At 69.0% G+C, this 19,372-nt stretch carries 24 protein-coding genes; 14 read left to right on the top strand and 10 right to left on the bottom strand.

Translation table 11 applies throughout. The features are described from left to right. Positions 1–12: 12 nt before the first annotated feature. Entirely contained in the window at positions 13–1,020 is a 1,008-nt protein-coding gene (locus SK854_RS09095) for a LacI family DNA-binding transcriptional regulator (protein ID WP_319974560.1), read from the bottom strand. Between the two features lie 135 nt (positions 1,021–1,155). Between SK854_RS09095 and SK854_RS09090 the strand changes: the two genes are divergently transcribed. From SK854_RS09090 to SK854_RS09080, 3 genes are all read left to right on the top strand, one after another. Further along, complete coding sequence (locus SK854_RS09090) at positions 1,156–2,934, top strand: hypothetical protein (RefSeq protein WP_319974559.1); 1,779 nt, start codon at positions 1,156–1,158, stop codon at positions 2,932–2,934. Positions 2,935–3,058: 124 nt separating this feature from the next. Next, the gene (locus SK854_RS09085; protein ID WP_177320336.1) at positions 3,059–3,235 is read left to right on the top strand and encodes a hypothetical protein; all 177 of its coding nucleotides are present in this window, start codon (positions 3,059–3,061) and stop codon (positions 3,233–3,235) included. An 80-nt stretch (positions 3,236–3,315) separates the two neighbouring features. Then, positions 3,316–4,125 carry a mechanosensitive ion channel family protein gene (locus SK854_RS09080; protein WP_319974558.1) on the top strand — a complete coding sequence of 270 codons (810 nt, stop codon included), beginning with the start codon at positions 3,316–3,318 and terminating at the stop codon, positions 4,123–4,125. A gap of 46 nt (positions 4,126–4,171) precedes the next feature. Here SK854_RS09080 and SK854_RS09075 read toward each other — a convergent pair whose 3' ends face one another. After that, the gene (locus tag SK854_RS09075) at positions 4,172–4,528 is read right to left on the bottom strand and encodes a DUF6401 family natural product biosynthesis protein (RefSeq protein WP_319974557.1); all 357 of its coding nucleotides are present in this window, start codon (positions 4,526–4,528) and stop codon (positions 4,172–4,174) included. 120 nt (positions 4,529–4,648) lie between these two features. Between SK854_RS09075 and SK854_RS09070 the strand changes: the two genes are divergently transcribed. Genes SK854_RS09070 through SK854_RS09055 form a run of 4 tightly spaced genes read left to right on the top strand, consistent with a single transcriptional unit; the run spans position 4,649 to position 6,228 of the window. After that, positions 4,649–4,984, top strand: coding sequence for a hypothetical protein (locus SK854_RS09070; RefSeq protein ID WP_319974556.1), 336 nt, complete (start codon positions 4,649–4,651; stop codon positions 4,982–4,984). Between the two features lie 57 nt (positions 4,985–5,041). Beyond that, positions 5,042–5,230, top strand: a complete 189-nt coding sequence (locus SK854_RS09065) for a DUF3072 domain-containing protein (RefSeq protein WP_090064545.1) — start codon at positions 5,042–5,044, stop codon at positions 5,228–5,230. Positions 5,231–5,267: 37 nt separating this feature from the next. Beyond that, positions 5,268–5,723, top strand: coding sequence for a general stress protein (locus SK854_RS09060; RefSeq protein WP_319974555.1), 456 nt, complete (start codon positions 5,268–5,270; stop codon positions 5,721–5,723). Between the two features lie 4 nt (positions 5,724–5,727). Then, entirely contained in the window at positions 5,728–6,228 is a 501-nt protein-coding gene (locus SK854_RS09055; RefSeq protein WP_319974554.1) for an MSMEG_6728 family protein, read from the top strand. On the opposite strand, the gene SK854_RS09050 is transcribed toward SK854_RS09055, so the two are convergent. Further along, positions 6,162–7,082, bottom strand: coding sequence for a sensor histidine kinase (locus SK854_RS09050; protein WP_319974553.1), 921 nt, complete (start codon positions 7,080–7,082; stop codon positions 6,162–6,164). The two genes, SK854_RS09055 and SK854_RS09050, sit on opposite strands and share 67 nt — an antisense overlap. Before the next feature lie 111 nt (positions 7,083–7,193). Here SK854_RS09050 and SK854_RS09045 point away from each other — a divergent pair, with 111 nt between their 5' ends. Next, a complete protein-coding gene (locus SK854_RS09045) occupies positions 7,194–7,556 on the top strand; it encodes an STAS domain-containing protein (RefSeq protein WP_319974552.1) in 363 nt (120 codons plus the stop codon). Here the strand turns inward: SK854_RS09045 and SK854_RS09040 are convergent. Genes SK854_RS09040 through SK854_RS09025 form a run of 4 tightly spaced genes read right to left on the bottom strand, consistent with a single transcriptional unit; the run spans position 7,553 to position 9,761 of the window. Further along, entirely contained in the window at positions 7,553–7,924 is a 372-nt protein-coding gene (locus SK854_RS09040) for a VOC family protein (RefSeq protein ID WP_319974551.1), read from the bottom strand. The genes SK854_RS09045 and SK854_RS09040 overlap by 4 nt on opposite strands. A gap of 22 nt (positions 7,925–7,946) precedes the next feature. After that, positions 7,947–8,342, bottom strand: coding sequence for a PRC-barrel domain containing protein (locus SK854_RS09035; RefSeq protein WP_319974550.1), 396 nt, complete (start codon positions 8,340–8,342; stop codon positions 7,947–7,949). Positions 8,343–8,376: 34 nt separating this feature from the next. Further along, the gene (locus SK854_RS09030) at positions 8,377–8,925 is read right to left on the bottom strand and encodes a DUF305 domain-containing protein (protein ID WP_319974549.1); all 549 of its coding nucleotides are present in this window, start codon (positions 8,923–8,925) and stop codon (positions 8,377–8,379) included. Beyond that, on the bottom strand, positions 8,910–9,761 hold the full coding sequence (locus tag SK854_RS09025; RefSeq protein ID WP_319974548.1) for a lytic polysaccharide monooxygenase auxiliary activity family 9 protein: 852 nt from the start codon (positions 9,759–9,761) through the stop codon (positions 8,910–8,912). Before SK854_RS09025 ends, SK854_RS09030 begins: the two co-directional genes overlap by 16 nt. 256 nt (positions 9,762–10,017) lie before the next feature. Between SK854_RS09025 and SK854_RS09020 the strand changes: the two genes are divergently transcribed. After that, on the top strand, positions 10,018–10,356 hold the full coding sequence (locus tag SK854_RS09020; protein ID WP_319974904.1) for a VOC family protein: 339 nt from the start codon (positions 10,018–10,020) through the stop codon (positions 10,354–10,356). 10 nt (positions 10,357–10,366) lie between these two features. Continuing rightward, complete coding sequence (locus SK854_RS09015) at positions 10,367–10,612, top strand: DUF2630 family protein (RefSeq protein WP_319974547.1); 246 nt, start codon at positions 10,367–10,369, stop codon at positions 10,610–10,612. A gap of 1 nt (position 10,613) precedes the next feature. Here SK854_RS09015 and SK854_RS09010 read toward each other — a convergent pair whose 3' ends face one another. Continuing rightward, on the bottom strand, positions 10,614–11,096 hold the full coding sequence (locus tag SK854_RS09010) for a GtrA family protein (protein ID WP_406601743.1): 483 nt from the start codon (positions 11,094–11,096) through the stop codon (positions 10,614–10,616). Between the two features lie 74 nt (positions 11,097–11,170). Next, positions 11,171–12,091 (bottom strand): AraC family transcriptional regulator, encoded by a 921-nt coding sequence (locus tag SK854_RS09005; RefSeq protein ID WP_319974546.1) that lies wholly within the window; start codon positions 12,089–12,091, stop codon positions 11,171–11,173. Positions 12,092–12,161: 70 nt separating this feature from the next. Between SK854_RS09005 and SK854_RS09000 the strand changes: the two genes are divergently transcribed. The 4 genes from SK854_RS09000 to SK854_RS08985 all read left to right on the top strand — a co-directional run bounded on the left by SK854_RS09000 (position 12,162) and on the right by SK854_RS08985 (position 18,276). After that, a complete protein-coding gene (locus SK854_RS09000; protein WP_319974545.1) occupies positions 12,162–12,746 on the top strand; it encodes a class I SAM-dependent methyltransferase in 585 nt (194 codons plus the stop codon). Between the two features lie 123 nt (positions 12,747–12,869). Continuing rightward, entirely contained in the window at positions 12,870–14,840 is a 1,971-nt protein-coding gene (locus tag SK854_RS08995) for a WD40 repeat domain-containing serine/threonine protein kinase (RefSeq protein ID WP_319974544.1), read from the top strand. 73 nt (positions 14,841–14,913) lie between these two features. Then, complete coding sequence (locus tag SK854_RS08990) at positions 14,914–16,527, top strand: purine-cytosine permease family protein (protein ID WP_319974543.1); 1,614 nt, start codon at positions 14,914–14,916, stop codon at positions 16,525–16,527. A gap of 51 nt (positions 16,528–16,578) precedes the next feature. After that, the gene (locus SK854_RS08985; protein ID WP_319974542.1) at positions 16,579–18,276 is read left to right on the top strand and encodes a cation:proton antiporter; all 1,698 of its coding nucleotides are present in this window, start codon (positions 16,579–16,581) and stop codon (positions 18,274–18,276) included. On the opposite strand, the gene SK854_RS08980 is transcribed toward SK854_RS08985, so the two are convergent. Further along, positions 18,269–19,354: a hypothetical protein gene (locus SK854_RS08980; protein WP_319974541.1), complete on the bottom strand. Its 1,086-nt coding sequence runs from the start codon at positions 19,352–19,354 to the stop codon at positions 18,269–18,271. The two genes, SK854_RS08985 and SK854_RS08980, sit on opposite strands and share 8 nt — an antisense overlap. Between the last annotated feature and the right edge of the window lie 18 nt (positions 19,355–19,372).

Here is a 19,372-nt window from a genome sequence, read left to right as displayed (position 1 = left end):
GGTTCCTCCTGATCAACCCTGGGCCCTGCACGGGCCGAGGGTGGTGCCTTCGACGAACTCGCAGGCCAGCAGCTCCCGCGGGGTGGTGCCGTGTTCGAGCACCTCGGTCAGCGCCTGCACCGCCCGGCGGCCCATCTCGCGCCGGGGGATGCGGAATCCGGTGAGCTGGACGTCGTCCGGTGCCGGACGGGTCGCGGCGCCGAGCATGAGCACGGAGAGGTCGCCGGGGACCGACAGGCCGCGCTCGCGGGCGGCGAGCACGAGTGCGGCGCCGTCGGAGACCTCCTCGGCGAGCACGGCCGTGATGCCCGCGTCGAGCAGTTGGCCGAGCCCGGCGAACTGCACGTGCGTGCCTTCGACTCCGTGTGCCGCAACGGCTTGCTTGAACCCGCGCAGCCTGTCGGCCGACGACTCCGCACCCGTCCCGGCACCCACGTACGCGAACTTGCGGTGGCCCAGGGCGACCGCGCGGTCCACGAGGTTCCGCACGGCCGCGGGGTAGTCGGCGCCGATGTGCGGCACCGGACCGCCCGCGTCGTCGCGCCGGCCGATCGAGACGAACGGGACGGCCTCCGCCACGAGCTGCGCGAGGTCGTCGCGGTCGATCGAACGACCGAGCAGCACGCAGCCGTCGGCGAGCCGGATCCTGCTGTCGTCGCTGAAGATCCGCCGCTTCCCCTCCGCCGCCTTGGCGCTGGTGAACAGCAGCAGATCGCAGCCGGCCACCTCGGCCTGCTCCTCGATCCCTTCGAGGAACGGCTGGTAGAAGTCCGCACGGGTGCTCGGGAACACCGCCTCGTAGGTGAAGACGCCGAGGATCCGGTTGCGCTGGTCGTGCAGCCGGCGCGCGATGGGGTTCGCGACGTAGCCCGTTCTGCGGATGACCTCCAGAACGCGTGCGCGGGTCTCCGGCGCGATGCGGACACCGCCGTCGGTCCGGTTGTTGAGCACCAGCGACACCGTGGCCTGGCTGACGCCTGCCATCCGCGCGATGTCCTGCTGGGTGAGCCGCTTGGCCATGAGCACCTGCCAATTCGAATTGGCAGGGAGTCTGCGTCAGCACCCGGCTCGCCGTCAACCCTGTAATAATTCGAATTAGCATCTTGACGGGCCGCGCCTGGCCGCGCGAGGGTCCTCCGCCAAGGAGGTAGCCCCGTGAACGCATTCAGCCGACGCAGCCTGATCACCGGTGCCACCGCGATCGGACTGCTCGCCACCCTGCCCACGCCGGCGCACGCCCTGCCCGCGCCCCCACCCGTCACCCCGGACCGCCGCGCCTTCGCGCCTGGCGAACAGCGGTTCGCGCAGTACCTGATGCTCGTCTCGCCGATGGTCGCCGACATGAACTCCAGCGGCTTCTTCGGCGGTGGCTGGTGGCGCAGCCCCAACGTCTCGTACAACGCCCGCGTCCAGGAGCACGTCTACACGCTGGCGTGGTTCGCGACGCAGTCCCGCTCGTGGAACCCGTACCGCGGCAACAGCTTGGTCCTCACCGCGCTGGACGCGGGGCTCGGCCACTACCTCGGCCTGCAGCACGCCGACGGGTCGTGGCCGGAGTACTCGGCGGACCAGCACTCGCTCGCGGCGACCGGGTTCGCCATGGGCTACCTGAGCAAGACGAACGCGTTGCTCAAGCGGGCCGCGGCGCTGCCGTCCCGGCAGGCCCAGATCACCGCCGCGCTGCGCAGGGCCATGACCTGGTTCCTCGACCCGTCGAACGGCACGGTCTGGCAGTCACCGCTCACCTGGGCGAACCAGACCACCTCCGGGCTCGCGGGGTCGGCGCTCGCGCTGAAGCAGGACCCCGATCCCGCGCTGCGACAGCGACTCACCGAGGCGTTCCGGCGGCTGACCACCGTCGGCCAGAGCCCCGCCGGGTTCTTCTACGAGGAGTCGGGCGCGGACACCAACTACAACTTCGAGGTCATGCTGCCCGAACTGGCCGACGCGTGGCGGCAGTCCGGCGACCCGAACCTCGTCGCCATGACCCGGAAGTACACCGACTGGCTCGGCTACAACCTGCTGCGCGAACCGGACGGTTCCGGCTGGTTCGCGAACATCGCCACGAACTCGCGCACGTCTTCGAAGTTCTACGCCGACGTGCGGCCCGATCCCGAACGGACGGCGCTCAACGCCCAGTTCGTGTCGGAGGTGCCGAACCTCGCCGCGTTCGTGTCCAGCCGTGAGGACCTGGCCGCCGCACGGGCCGCGTGGGCAGCCTCCTCGGCCCCGGTGCCCGCGTTGGTCAAGCCCGACACGTCACCGCGCATCCTCGCGCACGCCATCTACGGCGAGCGCTACCCGAGCCGTGCCGAGCGGACAGCCGCGATCGCGCGGTTGCCGTACCGCCGCGCGCACTTCACCGAGCGGCGCAGCGATCAAGGGCAGGACTTCCTGTTCGTGCGGCGTCCACGGTGGTACGTCGGCGGCTACTTCGGTGCCCGCCGCGCGACCTCGTTGGCCCGCACCGGGTTGACGTTCCTGTGGCACCCGGTGGCGGGCACGCTCGTGCAGTCGATGAACAACAACAACCACGCGTGCTGGGCCACCGTGTTCCCCGGCCAGGCGCCGGACTCGAACGGCCCGCAGCAGGCGGAGTTCCCCGGCGGCGAGCCGTACCGGTTCCGCTACCGCACGCCGTCCGGCTCGGTGGTGACCGAGGTGACGGTGGGGGACCGGATCGTGCGGTCGGTGCGCGCCCAGTCCGCTGCCACCGAGCAGATTCCTTTGGTGGTAAGGGATTCCGACACGGTGGCGCTCGACTCGCGCGGCCTCACGCTCACCCGCGGCCGGACCGTGATCCGGTTCGACTGGGCGCGGCCACTGGATCCGCGACTGCGGCCGGCGTCCACGATCACCTACCCCGGCCGTCGCATGGAGATCCTCACCGTGCCGCACGACGGCACGTTCACTCTCACGATCACGGCGCGTTAGTCCACTGAGGACGGAATGGTTCACCCTTATGTCGCAGTGGTAACAGGCATGTTCGTGCAGCTCACGGGGTATTCGGTGATCCCAAACCCGCTGGCTCCGCAATCCATGCGAAGGAGTGGTCGCGATGGCACACGTGCGTCATCTGGTCGACGTCCACACCGGAGACGAGTTCGATCAACCCGTCCCGTTCGGTCTGGTGTATCCGATCTGCACCGCGGACGGTTCGGCACCACCGAGTCAGCGCGGCCGCACGTGGGAACACCTGATCGCCTGCGATCGCGAGCTGCGTCAGGTTGTGTGAATTCCGTGTGAAGTGAGCCCGCACCGGGTACTGCCAGGTGCGGGTGGCCCGGTCGGGCGCCCGTGCGAAGGGAGTTCGACATGGACTTCGGACAAGGGCTGACCGACGCCTGGCGCGCCGTGGCCACGTTCGTGCCCAAGCTCGCGGCGTTCCTGTTGATCCTGCTGATCGGCTGGTTCATCGCCAAGGCGGTGGCGAAGCTCGTCGACAAGGTGCTCGAACGCGTCGGGTTCGACCGGCTCGTGGAGCGCGGCGGCATCAGCCGGATGCTCGCGAACAGCAAGTACGACGCCTCTGACCTTCTCGCCAAACTGGTCTACTACGCGTTGTTGCTGATCACGCTGCAGTTCGCGTTCGGCGTCTGGGGCCCGAACCCCGTCTCCGAGCTGCTGACCGGCATCGTGTCGTGGCTGCCGAAGGCTGCGGTCGCGATCATCATCGTCGTCGTGGCGGGCGCGGTCGCCAACGCGGTCAAGGACTTCATCGGTGGCGCGTTGGGCGGCCTGTCCTACGGCCGCGTTCTCGCGAACATCGCGTCGATCTTCATCTGGGCGCTGGGCATCATCGCCGCGCTGAACCAGATCGGCGTCGCCACCACGGTCACCACGCCGGTCCTGATCGCGGTGCTCGCCACGGTCGGCGGCATCCTCGTCGTCGGTGTGGGCGGTGGCCTGGTGAGGCCGATGCAGCAGCGGTGGGAGGGCTGGCTGGGGCGCGCGGAGCAGGAGCTGCCGCAGGCCCAGGCTCAGGCGGAGGCGTACCAGCGCGGGCGTGAGGACGCCGTGCGCACCGGCACCTCCGCTCCGGCGGAGCCCGTCACCGCGCCGGTGCCGACCGCCGCGCGACCGGAGGACCCGGTGCTCGGCGAGCGGAGGCCGGAAGACCGCTGAACGAGGAACGTCGACGAGGCGCACCCGCCCGGGTGCGCCTCGTTTCTCATGTGAGCTTCGGAAGCGCGGACACGTCGTCGGTCAGCGGCTTCGCGTCGTGCAGGTGCGCGAGCTGACAGACGGCCATCAGGCGGACGCCGAGCCACGACGTGGGCGTCCAGTCCGATTCGAGCGCGTTGTCGAGCAGGCCTCGCCCGTACGCGGCGAGGAGCACGACCGCGCCCACCGTGCCGGCGCCTTCGACACCGAGCAGGAGGATGTCGCGCACCGCGGCGCCGTGCTGGTCGACCTCGGCGGCGAGAGCGGGGGTGAGGGCGAGCGTCGCCCACCCGGCCGCACCGATCCGGTCGGAGAGGTCGGAGATCCACTGTCGCGCGTTCTTCTCGCGCCAGGTCACACGCATCCCGACACCGTAGCCGCGCCCGGTGAAGCGACGGTTTGACGGCGCTCGAACCGGGTACACGGGCGCGTGCGCGTCAAGCAGTCGGCGCGGAATATCCGGCTGTGAAGGCAGGCGATGACCATGACCACCGAACTCGACGAACCGTCGTCGCGGCAACAGTGCGCGACCGCTCTGGAGAAGCTGGACAACGCGGTCTGCACCGCGTTGGCGGGCATTGACGAAGACGAGGCCCGCAGAGGACTCAAGGAGGCGCTGGCAGCGTGCTCGGCCGCGGACGCCACGGTGTCGCCGCAGCTCATGGGGTATGTCGAAGCCGCGAGCGAGCACCTGCGCTACGGCGAGCGGATGGAAGCCCGGACGCTGCTGACCGTCGCTCACCGCCTGCTCGGCCGTGCGTTGCGCGCGACGGCCGTACCGGCTCCCTCGACTCCTGGTGATGCCGTCCTCCACCGGTGATTGGACCCGTGACGCCCTGGGTACCTCGAACGCACGTTCGAGTGGAAGGGGATCGCGGTGAACCGCACGCCGGAGAAGGACCCGCAGGACTGGACGACCGGTGACGAGCCGATGACCGGTCCACAGGAGTCGTACCTGCACACCCTCGCCCAGGAAGCGGGCGAGGAGGTGCCGGCCGAACTCACCAAGGTGGAGGCGTCGCAGCTCATCGACCGGCTCCAGGAGAAGACCGGCCGGGGAAGTTGATCGTGTTGGACGCGGCGCCCGCGGGTAACCGGATGACGTGGACATCAAGCACGAAGTGACCCAGACCGAGTCTTCCCTGCTGGCGAGCTACCCGGACTACCTCGACGCCCAGCGGCTGGTGGACCGGATGTCCGACGACGGCTTCCCGGTGGAGAGCGTGCGGATCATCGGCGACGGTGTCCGGACGGTCGAACAGGTGACCGGGCGCATGACGCGAGCCCGCGCCGCGGTGACGGGCGCGGCCAGCGGCGCCTGGTTCGGTGTGTTCATCGGCCTGCTCTTCGGCCTGTTCACCGCCGGCCAGACCTGGGCCTGGTTCGTGTTCATCAGCCTCGTGGTCGGTGCCTTCTGGGGCGCGGTCTTCGGGTTCGTCGCGCACTGGAGCACGCGCGGGCGCCGTGACTTCGCGAGCGTCATGACGCTGCAGGCGCGGCGGTACGAGGTGCACGTCGACAAAGAGCAGGCCGCGCGGGCGGCGAAGTACGTGCTCTGAGCCGATGCAGACCTTCCTGCCGTACCCGGACTTCGCCGAGTCGGCCCGCGTGCTGGACCGGAGCAGGCTCGGCAAGCAGCGCGTCGAGACGATCCAGGTCCAGCGCGGGCTGGTGGTGCCCGGCTACGGCTGGCGCCACCACCCGGCGGTGAGGATGTGGGCCGGCCACGAGGAAGCGCTCGTGCGGTATGGCCTGGAGGTCTGCGCGGCGTGGCGTGAGCTGGGGTTCCCCGACACGCGCGAAGAGATGATGCGGTCGGACCTGGCGCACGCCAGGAACGTCGTGGTGGTGCGCACCCAGCGGGAACTGGCCGAGGCCGGCGACCTGCCCGGCTGGCTCGGCGACGACGACTTCCACCGCAGCCACCGGTCGGCTCTGGTGCGCAAGTTTCCCGCGCACTACCGCCGGTTCTTCCCCGACGTGCCCGACGACCTGCCCTACGTCTGGCCGCCGATGCTCACCCGCACCGTGAACCCGTCGTCGTCCCGGCACATCGACACGTAGTCGCACGTGCGGTGCAGGATCCACAGCCCGAGTCCTGCGGACAGGGTCTCGGCGGTCGGCATCAGACCTGCCAGCGGGTCCGACGGTCCGGTGCCCCGATCGGTCACCGTCACCACCACGCGCGAGTCGTCCGACCACAACCGGAACCGGACCGGCGCGATGCCGTGCGTCAGGCCGTTCGTGACGATCTCGCTGGCCGCGTAGACCACGTCGTGCGCGTCGTCCTCGGTCAGACCCATCGCGCCGATCACCGTCCCCACGGCCTCGCGCACGCAGCGGGCGGTCGGATCGACGAGTTCGACCAGCGGGACGCCTTGTTCCAGCACGTCCGGGACCTGCGCCGATGCCGCGAGACCCTCGCGGTAGCCGGGGTTCGGCTCGTGCGTGCCGGGTGCGGTGGAGATGTTGGGGTGCGTGCGGACCACGTCGGCCAGCACCTCGGCGGGCGTCGTCCTGGTGTCGTACGGGCACAGGCCCCACACGGGGAACTCGGCGTAGGCCAGGTTCACAGCGGCCTCGTAACGGGCCCACCAGTCCCACGGCGCGCCCATGCCGGGATGCGGCACGTCGCCGACCACACGCATCTGCTGTGCGCCGGACGAGGTGTGCTCCGCGAACAGTTCCCGGTAGCTGGCGATGGCCTCGGACGGCCGGGCGTACTGGTCCGCGCCGGGCATGTACGTCACCGCGGTGCCGCGGCCGAGCGCTCCGAGCAGCAGAGCGGTGTTCTGCTCGTTGCACGCCACCACAGACGGCTCACCGGCGCGCAGGCCGTTCTCGAGGAACGGCACGGCGTGCGCGAGGAAGTCGTCGTCTGAGCCGTAGAAGGCGGTCTCGTGGAAGAAACCGGTCACGAGAACTGATGCTACGCGCGCCGATGGCCGTGAACTGCGATACCGTTCTAGTTGGGTTGAGCAGCCAGCCCTGTGACGGTCGTTCGTGCCGTCCTTACTGGAGGTTGCCGCGTGCTCCCCAACGGTCAAGTTCCCTTCCGCTCCGCCCGCGAGAGAGTAGGCGACACCGTTCTCGTACGCGTCGCCGGCGAGATCGACGTCTCGACCGCCCAGAACCTGGCCGACTGTCTCGGTGAGGCCGTCCGGATGGTCACCCCACCCGCGTCCGTCGTGCTGGACCTGAGCGGCGTGCGATTCCTCGGTGCCCAGGGCATCGGCCTGCTGCTCGACCACCAGGACCTCTGCCTGCGCCGCGGCAGTGCGCTCGTGATCGTCGCGAACACCGCCGCGGTGCTGCGGCCGTTGCAGGCGCTGGAACTGATGAGCGTGCTGGGCGTGCGGTCCAGCGTGCTGGAGGCGATGGCGCCGGCCTAGGCGCGCTCGGACTCGCTGCGCAGCACGCAGAACTCGTTGCCCTCGGGATCGGCCAGGATCGCCCATCCGGTCCCGTCGGGGTTGCGGTGATCGCCGACGAACGTCGCGCCCAGGCCCAGCAGCCGTTCGACCTCCTCGTCCCGCGAGGTCTCGGGGCGCAGGCACAGGTGCAGGCGGTTCTTGACGGTCTTGGGCTCGGGCACCTCGTTGAAGAAGAGCACCGGGCCCTCGGCCAGCAGCACCTCGGTCTCCCGGTCGCCCGGCTTGTCGTCGGGGTGCATCGGGCGACCGGTGACCTTGCTCCAGAACAACGCCAGCTCGTAGGCGTTCGCGCAGTCGATCGCCACGTTCTGCAACACAGATGTCATGCGCGCCAGCCTATTGCCGCGGCTAGAGCATCGGCGGCATCAGGCGGTAGCTCTCGGCGTAGTAGTCGTCGGTCCGACTGCGATAGCCCTCGTGGTCGTCCGGGTCGTACTCCGGCGCGTTCTTGATCTGCTCCTTGGTGCGGTCGACGTGGACCTTGCGTTCCTCGTGGTCCACGTGCCGCACCGTGCCGACCGGGAGCACGACCCGGTGGCCGAAGATCCACGGTCCGGTGTCGACCATCAGACAGTCGTGCGGCACCTTGGCGTTGTCCTGGTCGATCTTGCCGATGCCGCCGTCGGTCGCCTCGACGTCGTAGCCGATCAGTCCGGTGTCGGGGCGATCCGCGAGGTCCTGGTCCGGCTCGTCGGCCCACGACGGATCGCGCCACACCCACGGCATGAACGGGACGGGTTGCATGTCGGCCTCCTTCAGTCCGGCATGGGGTACCCCGCTACGCCCTGTCGAGGAACTTCTTCATCATGCCGATCTGCGCGGTGCGCGACTTGTCGATCCGGTCCGCGAGATTCTTCACCTCCCGGTCGGCGCCGCTGCCCGTCTCCCACCGCGCCATCTGCACGGCGTCGTCCTGGTGGGCGATCATGACGTTGAGCAGCCGCTTGTCGAACTCCGGGCCGCGCAGCGCGGACAACCTCGCGACCTCCTCGGGATCGGACTGCCGCATGCCGCCGTGGCCCGAATGGGAGTCCGGCGGTGCCGTCAAAGGCTCGCCCCACGACGTCAGCCAGTCCCGCATCGTGCCGGCCTCGGTCGCCTGGGTCTGCTCGATCGCGGCCGCGAGCATGCGCAGTTCCTCGTTCTGGGCACGGTCTTCGGCGAGCGCGACCATCTCCACTCCCTGCTGGTGATGCGGGAGCATCATCTGCAGGAACATCACGTCCAGCGGATCGCCGCGCAACACGGCGTCCGGCTGCGTGGTCGCGCAGCCGGACACCACGAAGGCGAGCGCCAGCACCAGGAACCGCATCAGAGGCGTCGCCACAGGGCGGGCGTGTTCGGCGGCTCCCACCCGGCGAGGGCGGTGTGCGCGAGCTGGCACTCGTAGTTCACACCGTTGTAGGTGACGCGGTTGCCGATCGAGTAGGTCGTGCCCGCGGCCCACGTTCCGCCCACCGGCGGGGGAGTCGTGGTGGTCGTGGTCGGCGGGGGCGTGGTGGTCGTCGTGGTCGGGGGAGGCGTGCTGCCGCCGCCGAAGTCGACGTCCGAGCACGTGTAGAAGGCCTCGTTGCTGCCGACCACGCGCTGCCAGATCGAGTAGAGGATGTGCCGTCCGGAACGACCGGGGAGGTTCAGCGTCCAGTTCGTGAACGTGCTGGGGTTCTGGCCGTTGAACGTCTGCAGGTGCACGAGGTCCGACCAGCGCAGCGGCTGCGTCGGGTCCCACCCGTCCCTGGTGAGGTAGAACTCGAAGTTGCTGTTCGAGTGCGGCGCCGACGCGTGGTACGTCACCGTCAACGGCCCGGCGGTGACCCGCTTGGCGGGCCAGTCGGCGCGTTGCAGGTCGAGTCCGCGGTACTTGTCGCGGCCGGCGCTGCACAGCTTGCCGTCCGGGATGAGCTGGCGGTGGCGCCCACCGGCTTCGAGCAGCGAGACCTCGTTCCAGTCGTAGTACGCCTGCGTGCCACCGGCGGCGACGGCCGCCTTGCACGCGTCGGACTTCGGGGTCTCCGGGCCCTCGTTCTTGCACGTGTAGACCCGGCTGGCCGGATCGGACATCGTGCCGTGGGCGATCGCGGGCGTCGTGGGGACGAGGAACGCGACGACCACCACGGCGGTGGACGTGAGGCTCGCTAGGGCAAGCCGAGTACGTGACTTCACAACGCCTCCTGGCAGGCGGAGGTGGCGAAGCACTTCCGCGGGGGAGGTGGTTCGCGTGACGGGTCGGCGGCCCTGTTCACGAGTGTAAACAAGTGGTTGAACCATTTCGTTGGACCAACCGGACGAATCGCCCGTGCCCTGTCCCGTCCGAGACCCGACGTGCGCTCGCTCGACGAGCGATGAGTTCTCGTCGCGCGACCGGTCCACCCTTCCAAGACGATTGGGAAGGGCGGACCGCGTGGATCTGCACAGCGTGATGTGTGTGAGCGACCTGGCCAGGTCGCTGAAGTGGTACGGCGTGTTCTTCGGCCGCGAGGCGGACGAGGTCATCGGCGAGGAACACCTCTGGCAGGTCGGGGAGGGCGCGTACGTCGTGCTCGACGCCCGTGACGTGCGGTCGTCGCGCGTGGGCGGCTCGATGATCACGTTCGGGGTGGCGCTGAACGAGTTCGACGAGGCACTGGCCAGGCTCGCGGCTTCTGGTGTCGGCCACGAGCCCGTCGAGACGTACTCCAACGGCGTCCGGCACGTCGAGGTGCTGGATCCGGACGGCAACAGCCTGTCGCTGGCGGCGCTGCCTTCGGGTACGTCGTAGAGTCGGAGAGATGAGCGACGAGAACGTGCTGGGCCGCATCAACGAGCTGGTCGACGAGGAGCACAAGCTGCGCGAGCAGCTCGCGTCCGGGGAGATCTCCACGGACGAGGAGCACGCCCGGCTGCGGTCGCTGGAGGAAGCCCTCGACCAGTGCTGGGACCTGCTGCGGCGGCGCCGGTCGGCCCGGTCGCTCGGTGGCGACGCGGAGGACGTCCCCGCCCGCTCGGTCGGCGAGGTCGAGGGCTACCTGCAGTAGGTCAGTTCTTGGTGTCGCGGAAGATGATCCAGCGCATCGCGCTGTACATGAACGCGGCCTCGCACGCGCCGGCGACGATGCGGGACAGGTGGTACTGCAGGCCGATCTCGGTCAGCGCGCTGCCGACCCCGAGGATGAACGCCAGGTAGTTGATTCCGATCGCGACGGCGTACAGGCCCGCCTGCGGGCCGACCGGCGCGTGCGAGCGGAAGTTCAGCGCCCGGTTGAGCACGAAGCTCAGACCGAACGCGAGCACGTAGGCGATCGTGAACGCGATCGGCACCGGCAGGCCGAGGCCACCGCGGAACAGCGTGAGCAGCAGCAGGTCGACGCCGAACGTGAACCCGTTGATCACGGCGAACCCGAGGAAGCTCGGCGCGACGACGCGGGAGAGTCCGAACGGCAGCCACCTCACCACGACTTCCATCCGGTCGTGGAACCTCGCGCCGAGGTCTCTGCCGTCGTTCAGGGTGGTGCCGGTCATGGCACGACAGTGCCACGGCCGGGAGGGACGAAAGCGACGAAACGGCCCTTGATCGACAGGGCGTCCACAGGAGTTCAGCGGGCGTTCAGGTGGTTGAACCGCCGCCAACGCGTGGGGCTCATCCCGTGCACCTTGCCGAACGTCCGCGCGAAGTAGCCGGCGTCCGGGATGCCCACCTCTCGCCCGATGTCGCCGACCGGCAGATCCGTCCCGGCGAGCAGCCGCCGTGCCTGGACCATCCGGCGTTCGGTGATCCACTCCTGCACCGTGCGCCCGGTCCGCCTGCGCACCGTCGAGGTCAGGTGGCCGGGGGAGATGCTGACCGCGGCGGCGACCTCGCGCAGCGACAACGGCTCCGGGTAGCGCCGTTCGATCACGTCGAACACCTCGGCCAGCAGCGGTTCGGCGTTCTCGCGCAGGTCGCCGACGACGTCCGCGGCCAGCCTCGACACCCCGACCAGCAACAGCGTCAGGTGCGCCGACACGGCTTCCCGGTAGCCGTCCTGGCGTCGCACGAGTTCCGCGTGCAGTGCCTCCACGCGGGCGGTCCACTCGGTGCGGTGCTCGACGGGGACCTTGAGCCGCAACGCACCCGTCGCGCCGCCGTGGACGAACGGGAACAGCAGCGGGTGCGTGCGCCACGCCAGGTGCGCGCCGGGAGTGTCCGGGCCGAGCGCGTCGGCGGTGAAGAAGACGCCCCAGCCCCGTGCGCCGAGGAGGTCGTCGCTGCGGGCCTGGCCCATCACGTCGCCGGGCGCGATGACGAACAGGTCGCCTGCCTCGACCTGCCTCACCTGCCGGCCGTGGCGGACCACGCCACCGGCCGTCTCGAAGTAGGCCAGGCCGGGGAAGTCGTGGGAGTGGGCCTCGTGCGAACCGTCGAAGTCCGCGCCGTGCCCGAGCCGCAGGGCCATGACGGGCAGGTCGCCGGGAGCGGGTTGCCAGGCGTACTTCGCGGGCCCGGAGCCCTTCATCGGTGTTCGGATGGCGCGCACCGTCAAATCGTCCCACTCAAACCGTGGATCGGCACAGAAATCCTGGTCTGAAGCCAGTCAGAATGAGTACATGGCCGAAACATCGTCCCAAGAGCGGGACTACCTGCCCGGGATGGGCAAGCACTACCTGCTGCCGTTCTACGACGTGCTGCACCGGGTGTCCGGCTTGGCCGCGATCCACCAGGAGATGGTCGAGGTGGCCGGACTGAGTGCCGGGCAACGAGTGCTCGACGTCGGCTGCGGCACCGGGAACCTGTTGCGCTCCACCGGAAAGCGTCATCGCGACATCGAGCTCACCGGCGTGGACCCCGATCTGAAGATGCTGGCGCGGGCGGAGCGCAAGCTGCGGCGGGCCGGGTTGAAGGTGAAGCTGGACCGGGGGTTCGCGCAGGAACTGGCGTTCCCGGACGCCTCGTTCGACGTCGTCTTCTCCAGCCTGATGCTGCACCACCTCGACGGGCCCTCGAAGGGGGAGATGCTCGCCGAGGTGCGCCGCGTGCTGCGGCCGGGCGGCCTGCTCGTGCTCGCCGACATCGTGCATCACGGTCACGCGGCGAAGGGGATCGGCGAGGCCGGCTTCACGACGGAACCGACGAGGACGCGGAAGTTGCGGATGTTCGGGGAGATCGGGATCGAGGTCGCGAGAGTCCACTAGGGACAGGTCCATTGTCGACCGATTGAACGCACATGATGTTTCTTCGCTACCAACAGGTTCATCAGTAAGCGAACTTGCCGGTTACCGTCGTGGGAGCGTGTTCTCCCATCTAAGCTGCGCGCCGTGACAGATGCGACGGGAAGTCTGGTGGCGCAGCGCTACCGGCTCGTTCAGGTGATCGGCGTCGGCGGCATGGGCCGGGTGTGGCTCGGCCGGGACGAGGTCATCGGCCGTGAGGTGGCCATCAAGGAGCTGCTGCTGCCGGTCGGACTCGACCCGCAGCAGCGGGCGTTGCTGTGCCAGCGCGCCATGCGGGAGGCGCAGCTCGCCGGCCAGCTCAACCACCCCGGCATCGTCACCGTGCACGACGTCGTCGAGTACAACGGCACCCCGATGATCGTGATGGAGTACGTCCGGGGCGGTTCGCTGTCCGACGCCGTCAAGGCGCAGGGCGCGCTGCCACCGGACCAGGTCGCCTACGTCGCCACGTCGATGCTGAGCGCGCTGCGGGTGGCGCACCAGGCAGGGATCGTGCACCGCGATCTCAAGCCCGCCAACGTGTTGCTGTCCGGCGACCGGGTCGTCATCACCGACTTCGGCATCGCGCGGCTCACCGGCGACGTCCCGCTGACCACCGACGGCTCGATCGTCGGCACGCCCGCCTACATGGCGCCCGAGCAGGGCACCGGCGCGCCGATCACCCCGGCGACCGACATGTGGTCGCTCGGCGCCACCCTGTACGCCGCCGTGGAAGGCCGGCCGCCGTACCAGGGCAAGGACTTCATGACGACCCTGTCGATGCTGCTCACCCAGGATCCGCCGCCCCCGCAACGCGCAGGGCACCTCGCGTCGCTGCTGGGCGGGCTGCTGCGCAAGAACCCCGCCGACCGCGCCTCGGTCGACCAGGCGCTGGCGATGCTCGCGGGCGCACCCGTCGTACTGCCGGTCGTGGCGAGGTCCGGCGGTGTCAGCAGACGCACGGCGTTGTTCGCCGGTGTCGGTGCGGTCGCGCTGATCGGCGGCGGAACCGCGTGGTGGATCGGCACGAGGAACAAAGACGGCGGGGAGGCCCAGCTGCCGTCCAGCAACGACACCAAGGCGGCCTCCGACAAGGAGGGCGGCTCCGAGCAGTCGACGACGTCCTCGAAGGCCCAGCCGGGACGCCCGGAGGAGTTCACCGAGCACGTCCAGCTCGTCGACCACACGTACGCGATCGCCTCCGTCGCCTGGAGCCCGGACGGCAAGTTCCTGGCCAGCGCCCAGGACGGCCTGGGTGACGGCGGTGACACCGTCCGGATCTGGGACACCACGACCAACAAGGTCGTCGGCACCGTCCAGCTCCCGGCCGGTCCCGGCGGCGCGGCGGCCACCGCTGTCGCGATCAGCCCGGACGGCAAGATCCTCGCGGCGGGCGGCAACCGCACCGGCGACTTCACCACGTACCTGTGGAACCTCGCCGACCGCACCATGATCGGCGGCCTCGACGAGAGCCGTTCGATCATGAAGAACCTGCGCTTCCACCCGGACGGCAAGACCCTCGCCGGCATCACCCACGGTGGCCGCCTGCAGGTCTGGGACGTCGCGACGCGCAAGGTCAAGATCGGCCTGACCGAGGCCCAGGGCAGCAGCGAGCTCTCCTTCAGCCCGGACGGAAAACTCCTCGCCTACGCGGGCACCAAGTACCAGGAGATCAAGATCGTCGATCCGGCCACCGGCAAGACGGTCAAGACCATCAACGACTCGACGGGCGACGGCGGCACGTTCTCGCCCGACGGCAAGTCACTCGCGGTCATCGACGGCGACGGCAAGAACGCGATGCAGCTCTGGGACGTCGAGTCGGGCCAGAGCAAGGCGGTGTTCCTGCGCGCGGACGACGGTCTGACGGTGTCGAGCGCGCTGTTCCACCCCGACGGCGACACGATCGCGGTCTGGGGGCAGGGCAACTTCGTCCAGCTGTGGGACGTGGAGACGAAGAAGATCCGCGCGACGGTGATCGGTGCGGCCGGGCAGATCCAGACGGTGGCGTTCTCGCCGGACGGCAAGCGGATCGCGGCGGGTGGCGACGACAAGACCGTCAGGATCTGGAAGTTGTGAGTGCGCGGAGCGTGATGCGCTCGTCACAAGTGGTGCGACTGAACGAAACGCGCAGTTCCTAGCGTCGAGATCCATGACCCTTGACGAGGTTGTGGAGCCCGCGCCGGTTCGTGCGGCGTCCAAAGAGACGCTTGAGGACTACACCCTTCGGTTCGCACCCCGGACGTACCGGCGCTGGACGCCCGCCGTCGTCGGGGCGTCCGCGCTGGGCGGGATCGCCTACATGGCGGACTTCTCGATCGGCGCGGGCATCGGGCTCGCGCACGGCACCGGGAACGCGTTGCTGGCCATCGCGTTCGCGGCGATCGTCATCTTCGTGACCGGGTTCCCGCTGGCCTACTACGCGGCGCGGTACAACATCGACCTCGACCTGATCACGCGCGGATCAGGGTTCGGCTACTACGGCTCGGTCATCACGAGCGTGATCTTCGCGAGCTTCACGTTCATCTTCTTCGCGCTCGAAGGCTCGATCATGGCGCAGGGTCTGCGGTACGCGCTGGGTCTGCCGCTGTGGCTGGGGTATCTCGCGTCGACACTCGTGATCATCCCGCTGGTGATCTACGGGATGAAGGTGCTCGCGAAGCTGCAGAGCTGGACGAACCCGTTGTGGCTGCTGCTGATGGTGGCGCCGCTGCTGTACCTGGTGATCGCGGATCCGGACTCGGTCAGCCGCTGGCTCGCCTACGGGGACACCGGCGTGAACACCGCGGCGGTGATGCTCGGCGCGGGCGTGTGCCTGTCGTTGATGGGGCAGATCGGCGAGCAGATCGACTACCTGCGGTTCATGCCGCCCCGTACCGCGGAGAACCGGCGGGCGTGGTGGACGTCGATGATCATGGCCGGACCGGGCTGGGTCGTGTTCGGCGCGCTGAAGCAGGCCATCGGCGCGTTCATGGCGGTCTACGTGCTCGACGCGGTCGGCAAGGTCGCGGCCGTGGAGCCGATCGAGCAGTTCACCGGGGTGTTCAAGCAGTTCATGCCGGCGTGGCTGGTGGTGCCGCTGGCGCTGGTGCTCGTGGTGCTGAGCCAGGTGAAGATCAACGTCACCAACGCCTACTCGGGGTCGCTGGCGTGGACGAACTCGTTCACCCGCGTCACGAAGCACTATCCGGGACGCTTGGTGTTCGTGCTGGTCAACCTCGTGATCGCGCTGGTGCTGATGGAAGCGGACATGTTCAGCTTCCTCAACAACCTGCTGAGCTTCTACTCGAACTGCGCGATGGCGTGGGTCGTCACGGTCGCGGCGGACATCGCGATCAACAAGTACCTGCTGAAGATCTCGCCCAAGCAGCCGGAGTTCCGCCGCGGCATGCTGTTCGCGGTCAACCCGGTGGGCGTCGGGTCGTTCCTCGCCTCGTCGATCTTCTCCATCTCGGTCTACTTCGGACTGTTCGGCGCGGCGATCCAGCCCTACTCGCCGCTGGTGGCCGTCGGGATCCCGATCGTGCTGACGCCGTTGCTCGCGGTGCTCACGCGCGGCCGGTTCTACCTGCGCCGCACCGATGACGGCATCGCGGAACCGGTGCTCGACGAGGACGGCAACCCGAGCGGGACGCGGTACGAGTGCGTGGTCTGCACGGAGTCGTACGAGCGACCCGACATGACGGCCAGTGCTCTCGGCGGCGAGATCTGCTCGCTGTGCCTGAGCACCGACCGTGACGGCCGCCACGTGCTTCCTGCTTCCTGACCGGCGTGGCTGCCCGGGCGAGGTCCGTTCCGATCAAGCAAACTGCACGTCATGCAGGAATGGGCCTTGCTCGCCGTCGCGGCCGTGCTGATCATCGTGGTGGTGTCGTACGCCGCGCCCAAAATGGGCGTGGCCGCACCCGTGCTGCTCGTGCTCGTCGGCATGGGCTGCAGCCAGCTGCCCGGCGCGCCGCACCTGGTCGTTGAACCCGAGTGGATTCTCGTGATCGTGCTGCCGCCGATCCTGTACTCGGCGGCGGTGAACGTGCCGGTGGTCGACTTCAGGCGCAACTTCGCGACCATCGGCGCGCTGTCGGTGCTGCTCGTGGTCGTGTCCGCGTTCGGCACCGGCCTGCTGATCTGGTGGCTGCTGCCGGAGATCGGGTTCGCGGCGGCGCTCGCGCTGGGCGCGGTGATCAGCCCGCCGGACGCGGTCGCCGCCACGTCGATCGGCAAGAAGCTCGGCCTGCCGCCCAGGCTCGTCACGATCCTCGAGGGCGAAGGCCTGGTCAACGACGCGACCGCGCTCGTGCTCCTGCGCACGGCCATCGTCGCGATCACGGCGAGCGTGTCGTTCGGCAGCGCGGTGGGCGACTTCGCGTACGCCGTGTCGGTGGGTGTGGTGATCGGCGCCGCGGTCGGCATCGTGTCGGTGTGGGCGCGGTCGAAGATCCAGGGCCAGCCGGTGCTCACGACCGCGATCTCGTACGTCGTCCCGTTCCTGGCGTTCATCCCGGCCGAGGAGGTGCACGCGTCCGGCGTGATCGCCGTCGTCGTGGCCGGCCTGATCACCGGTCACCAGAGCGCCAAGCGGTTCACCGCGCACGACCGCATCTCCGAACGCACCAACTGGCGCACGATCCAGCTGATCCTGGAGAACGGCGTCTTCCTGCTGGTGGGCTTCGAACTCACGTCGGTCGTCGCCACCGTGGCGGACGACGATCTGGCGCGGACGCTGGTGATCGGCGCGCTGGCCACCGTGGCGCTGGTCCTGCTGCGCGTGGCGTTCACCATTCCGGTGATCGCCCTGCTGCGCCGCCAGCAACGCCGCGCGGACGCGTTCACCGGCAAGCTCGAGGCCTTCGCCGACCGGTTCGTCGCACGCGGCCCCAAGCCCGGCGAGGAGAAGCGGTACGACCGCGGAATCCGGATGCTGCAACGCAAACAGGCCGACGTGGCCTTCTACGCCACCGAGGGCCTGAGCTGGCGCGGCGGCGCGGTGCTCGCCTGGTCGGGCATGCGCGGCGTGGTGACGGTGGCGGCCGCCCAGACGCTGCCGGAGGATCTGCCGTTCCGCAACGAGCTGATCCTGATCGCCTTCACGGTCGCGATCCTCACCCTGGTCGTGCAGGGCGGCTCGTTGCCGCTGGTGATCAGGTGGCTGGGCATCCGGGGCAACGACGAGGACCACGAACGCCGCGAGTACGCCCGGCTGGCGGGCGAACTGGTGACGGCGAGCCGGACGTTGCTGGAGAGCTCGACGTTGTGCCGCGAGAACGGTGAGCCGTTCGACGAGCACCTGCTGGAGCAGACGCTGGAACGCACGATCGCGATGAGCGAGGGCATCGAGAAGAAGTTCCTGGAGCAGGACCCGGACAAGTCGCTGCACCAGCGTTTCGAGCTGCAGCGGATGATGACGGACGCGCAGCAGAACGCCCTGCTGGACGCGCGTGCCGGGGGAACCTATGCCTCGCACACCCTGGAACGCGCGCAGAACTTCGTCGACAGCCAGAGCACCCGGTTCATGTGATCCGGCGGACGGCCCCGTCGGGTAGTCGCGGGGTCAGGCGCCGCCGGCGTACCGCCGGCTTGCGCGCTGGCGGCGGAGAAGCGGGCGGCTCGGAAACGTAGGTGACGGCCATCAGCCAGCAGACGGCGAGCAACTGCACGCCGAGCACGAAGTCGAGCCTCGTCAGTCCGGTGATGTCGGTGGGCACGAAGACCTGGCGCAGTGCGATGAGTGCGAGCAGGGCGGCCGCGAGTTCCATGGCCGCAGAGGTGTCTCCGGCACTCACGCCACGCCTTCGTCTGGTGCGGACGAAGAAGCTCAGCCCGATCACCGCCGGCATGAGGCTGACCGCGTAGATGAACGCCCAGTAGGTCCAATCCCGGGCGAACCTCGCCTCAATGCGCGCCTTGTAGCTGCGCTCGCCTATGTAGGGACTGGTCTCGATGCCTCCGGAGACGGTCTCGTTGGTGTAGAGGTTCCACCGCCCGAGCCGGTGGTCGACCGCGATGCCGAAAGCTACCGGAAGTTCGCGTGTTGCCTCCGGTGTCACGGGGGCGTTGTCGCTCGTGTTCTGCGGCATCACAGCATTGAGGCCGGACGGCAGATAGGCGTTGACGCCCAGAATGAGGGAGTACACGTCGTTGGGGAACTGGGTCGGGTCGACATCGACGGGAATGGAGGCGGTGACAATTGAAGGGTCCTCGTTGCCGAGCGGGTCCACGACCTTTGCGACAGGAAAGTGCACCGTGGTGGCACTCACCGACATGCCTGAACGCAGGTGCATGATCAGCTTCGCATCGGCGAACTCCGGCTTGATGACGCCGGACTCCTGGACAATGGACCCTCCGTTCGAGTCGACGAGCCTCGGCAAGTGGTCTCGTGAGACCGGCACGAGAGCCAACGTGGCCTGGAGTCGCCGTTCTGCCGGATTCAGACTGGTCACGGTGACGACGAAGCGCAGCGCTGGTATCGGCGCGTCGTACTTGTGATTGAAGAGGTCGAGGTAGATGGATGACTCGGCGTGGTCGAGGTCCGCGTATGGCAACAGGTTCCTGAACCCGGCGACGAACGCGATAGCGGCCAACGTTGCCGCAACCACCCGGACGACTCTCGGTCC

The sequence above is a fragment of the Lentzea sokolovensis genome (assembly GCF_033949975.1).
In the GTDB taxonomy this organism is placed as follows: Bacteria; Actinomycetota; Actinomycetes; order Mycobacteriales; family Pseudonocardiaceae; genus Lentzea; species Lentzea sokolovensis.
The sequence above is the reverse complement of the archived record's forward strand: the minus strand, read 5'-3'. Positions and strand labels throughout refer to the sequence as shown.

Bases quoted from the DNA above. Each gene is read 5' to 3' on its own strand.
- SK854_RS09015 (WP_319974547.1), top strand. From the start codon at position 10,367: ATGAGCGACGAGAACGTGCTGGGCCGCATCAACGAGCTGGTCGACGAG.
- SK854_RS09040 (WP_319974551.1), bottom strand. From the start codon at position 7,924: ATGACATCTGTGTTGCAGAACGTGGCGATCGACTGCGCGAACGCCTAC.
- SK854_RS09055 (WP_319974554.1), top strand. From the start codon at position 5,728: ATGCAGACCTTCCTGCCGTACCCGGACTTCGCCGAGTCGGCCCGCGTG.
- SK854_RS08990 (WP_319974543.1), top strand. From the start codon at position 14,914: ATGACCCTTGACGAGGTTGTGGAGCCCGCGCCGGTTCGTGCGGCGTCC.
- SK854_RS09000 (WP_319974545.1), top strand. From the start codon at position 12,162: ATGGCCGAAACATCGTCCCAAGAGCGGGACTACCTGCCCGGGATGGGC.
- SK854_RS08985 (WP_319974542.1), top strand. From the start codon at position 16,579: ATGCAGGAATGGGCCTTGCTCGCCGTCGCGGCCGTGCTGATCATCGTG.
- SK854_RS09095 (WP_319974560.1), bottom strand. From the start codon at position 1,020: ATGGCCAAGCGGCTCACCCAGCAGGACATCGCGCGGATGGCAGGCGTC.
- SK854_RS09075 (WP_319974557.1), bottom strand. From the start codon at position 4,528: ATGCGTGTGACCTGGCGCGAGAAGAACGCGCGACAGTGGATCTCCGAC.
- SK854_RS09085 (WP_177320336.1), top strand. From the start codon at position 3,059: ATGGCACACGTGCGTCATCTGGTCGACGTCCACACCGGAGACGAGTTC.
- SK854_RS09035 (WP_319974550.1), bottom strand. From the start codon at position 8,342: ATGCAACCCGTCCCGTTCATGCCGTGGGTGTGGCGCGATCCGTCGTGG.
- SK854_RS09020 (WP_319974904.1), top strand. From the start codon at position 10,018: ATGTGTGTGAGCGACCTGGCCAGGTCGCTGAAGTGGTACGGCGTGTTC.
- SK854_RS09070 (WP_319974556.1), top strand. From the start codon at position 4,649: ATGACCACCGAACTCGACGAACCGTCGTCGCGGCAACAGTGCGCGACC.
- SK854_RS09080 (WP_319974558.1), top strand. From the start codon at position 3,316: ATGGACTTCGGACAAGGGCTGACCGACGCCTGGCGCGCCGTGGCCACG.
- SK854_RS09010 (WP_406601743.1), bottom strand. From the start codon at position 11,096: ATGACCGGCACCACCCTGAACGACGGCAGAGACCTCGGCGCGAGGTTC.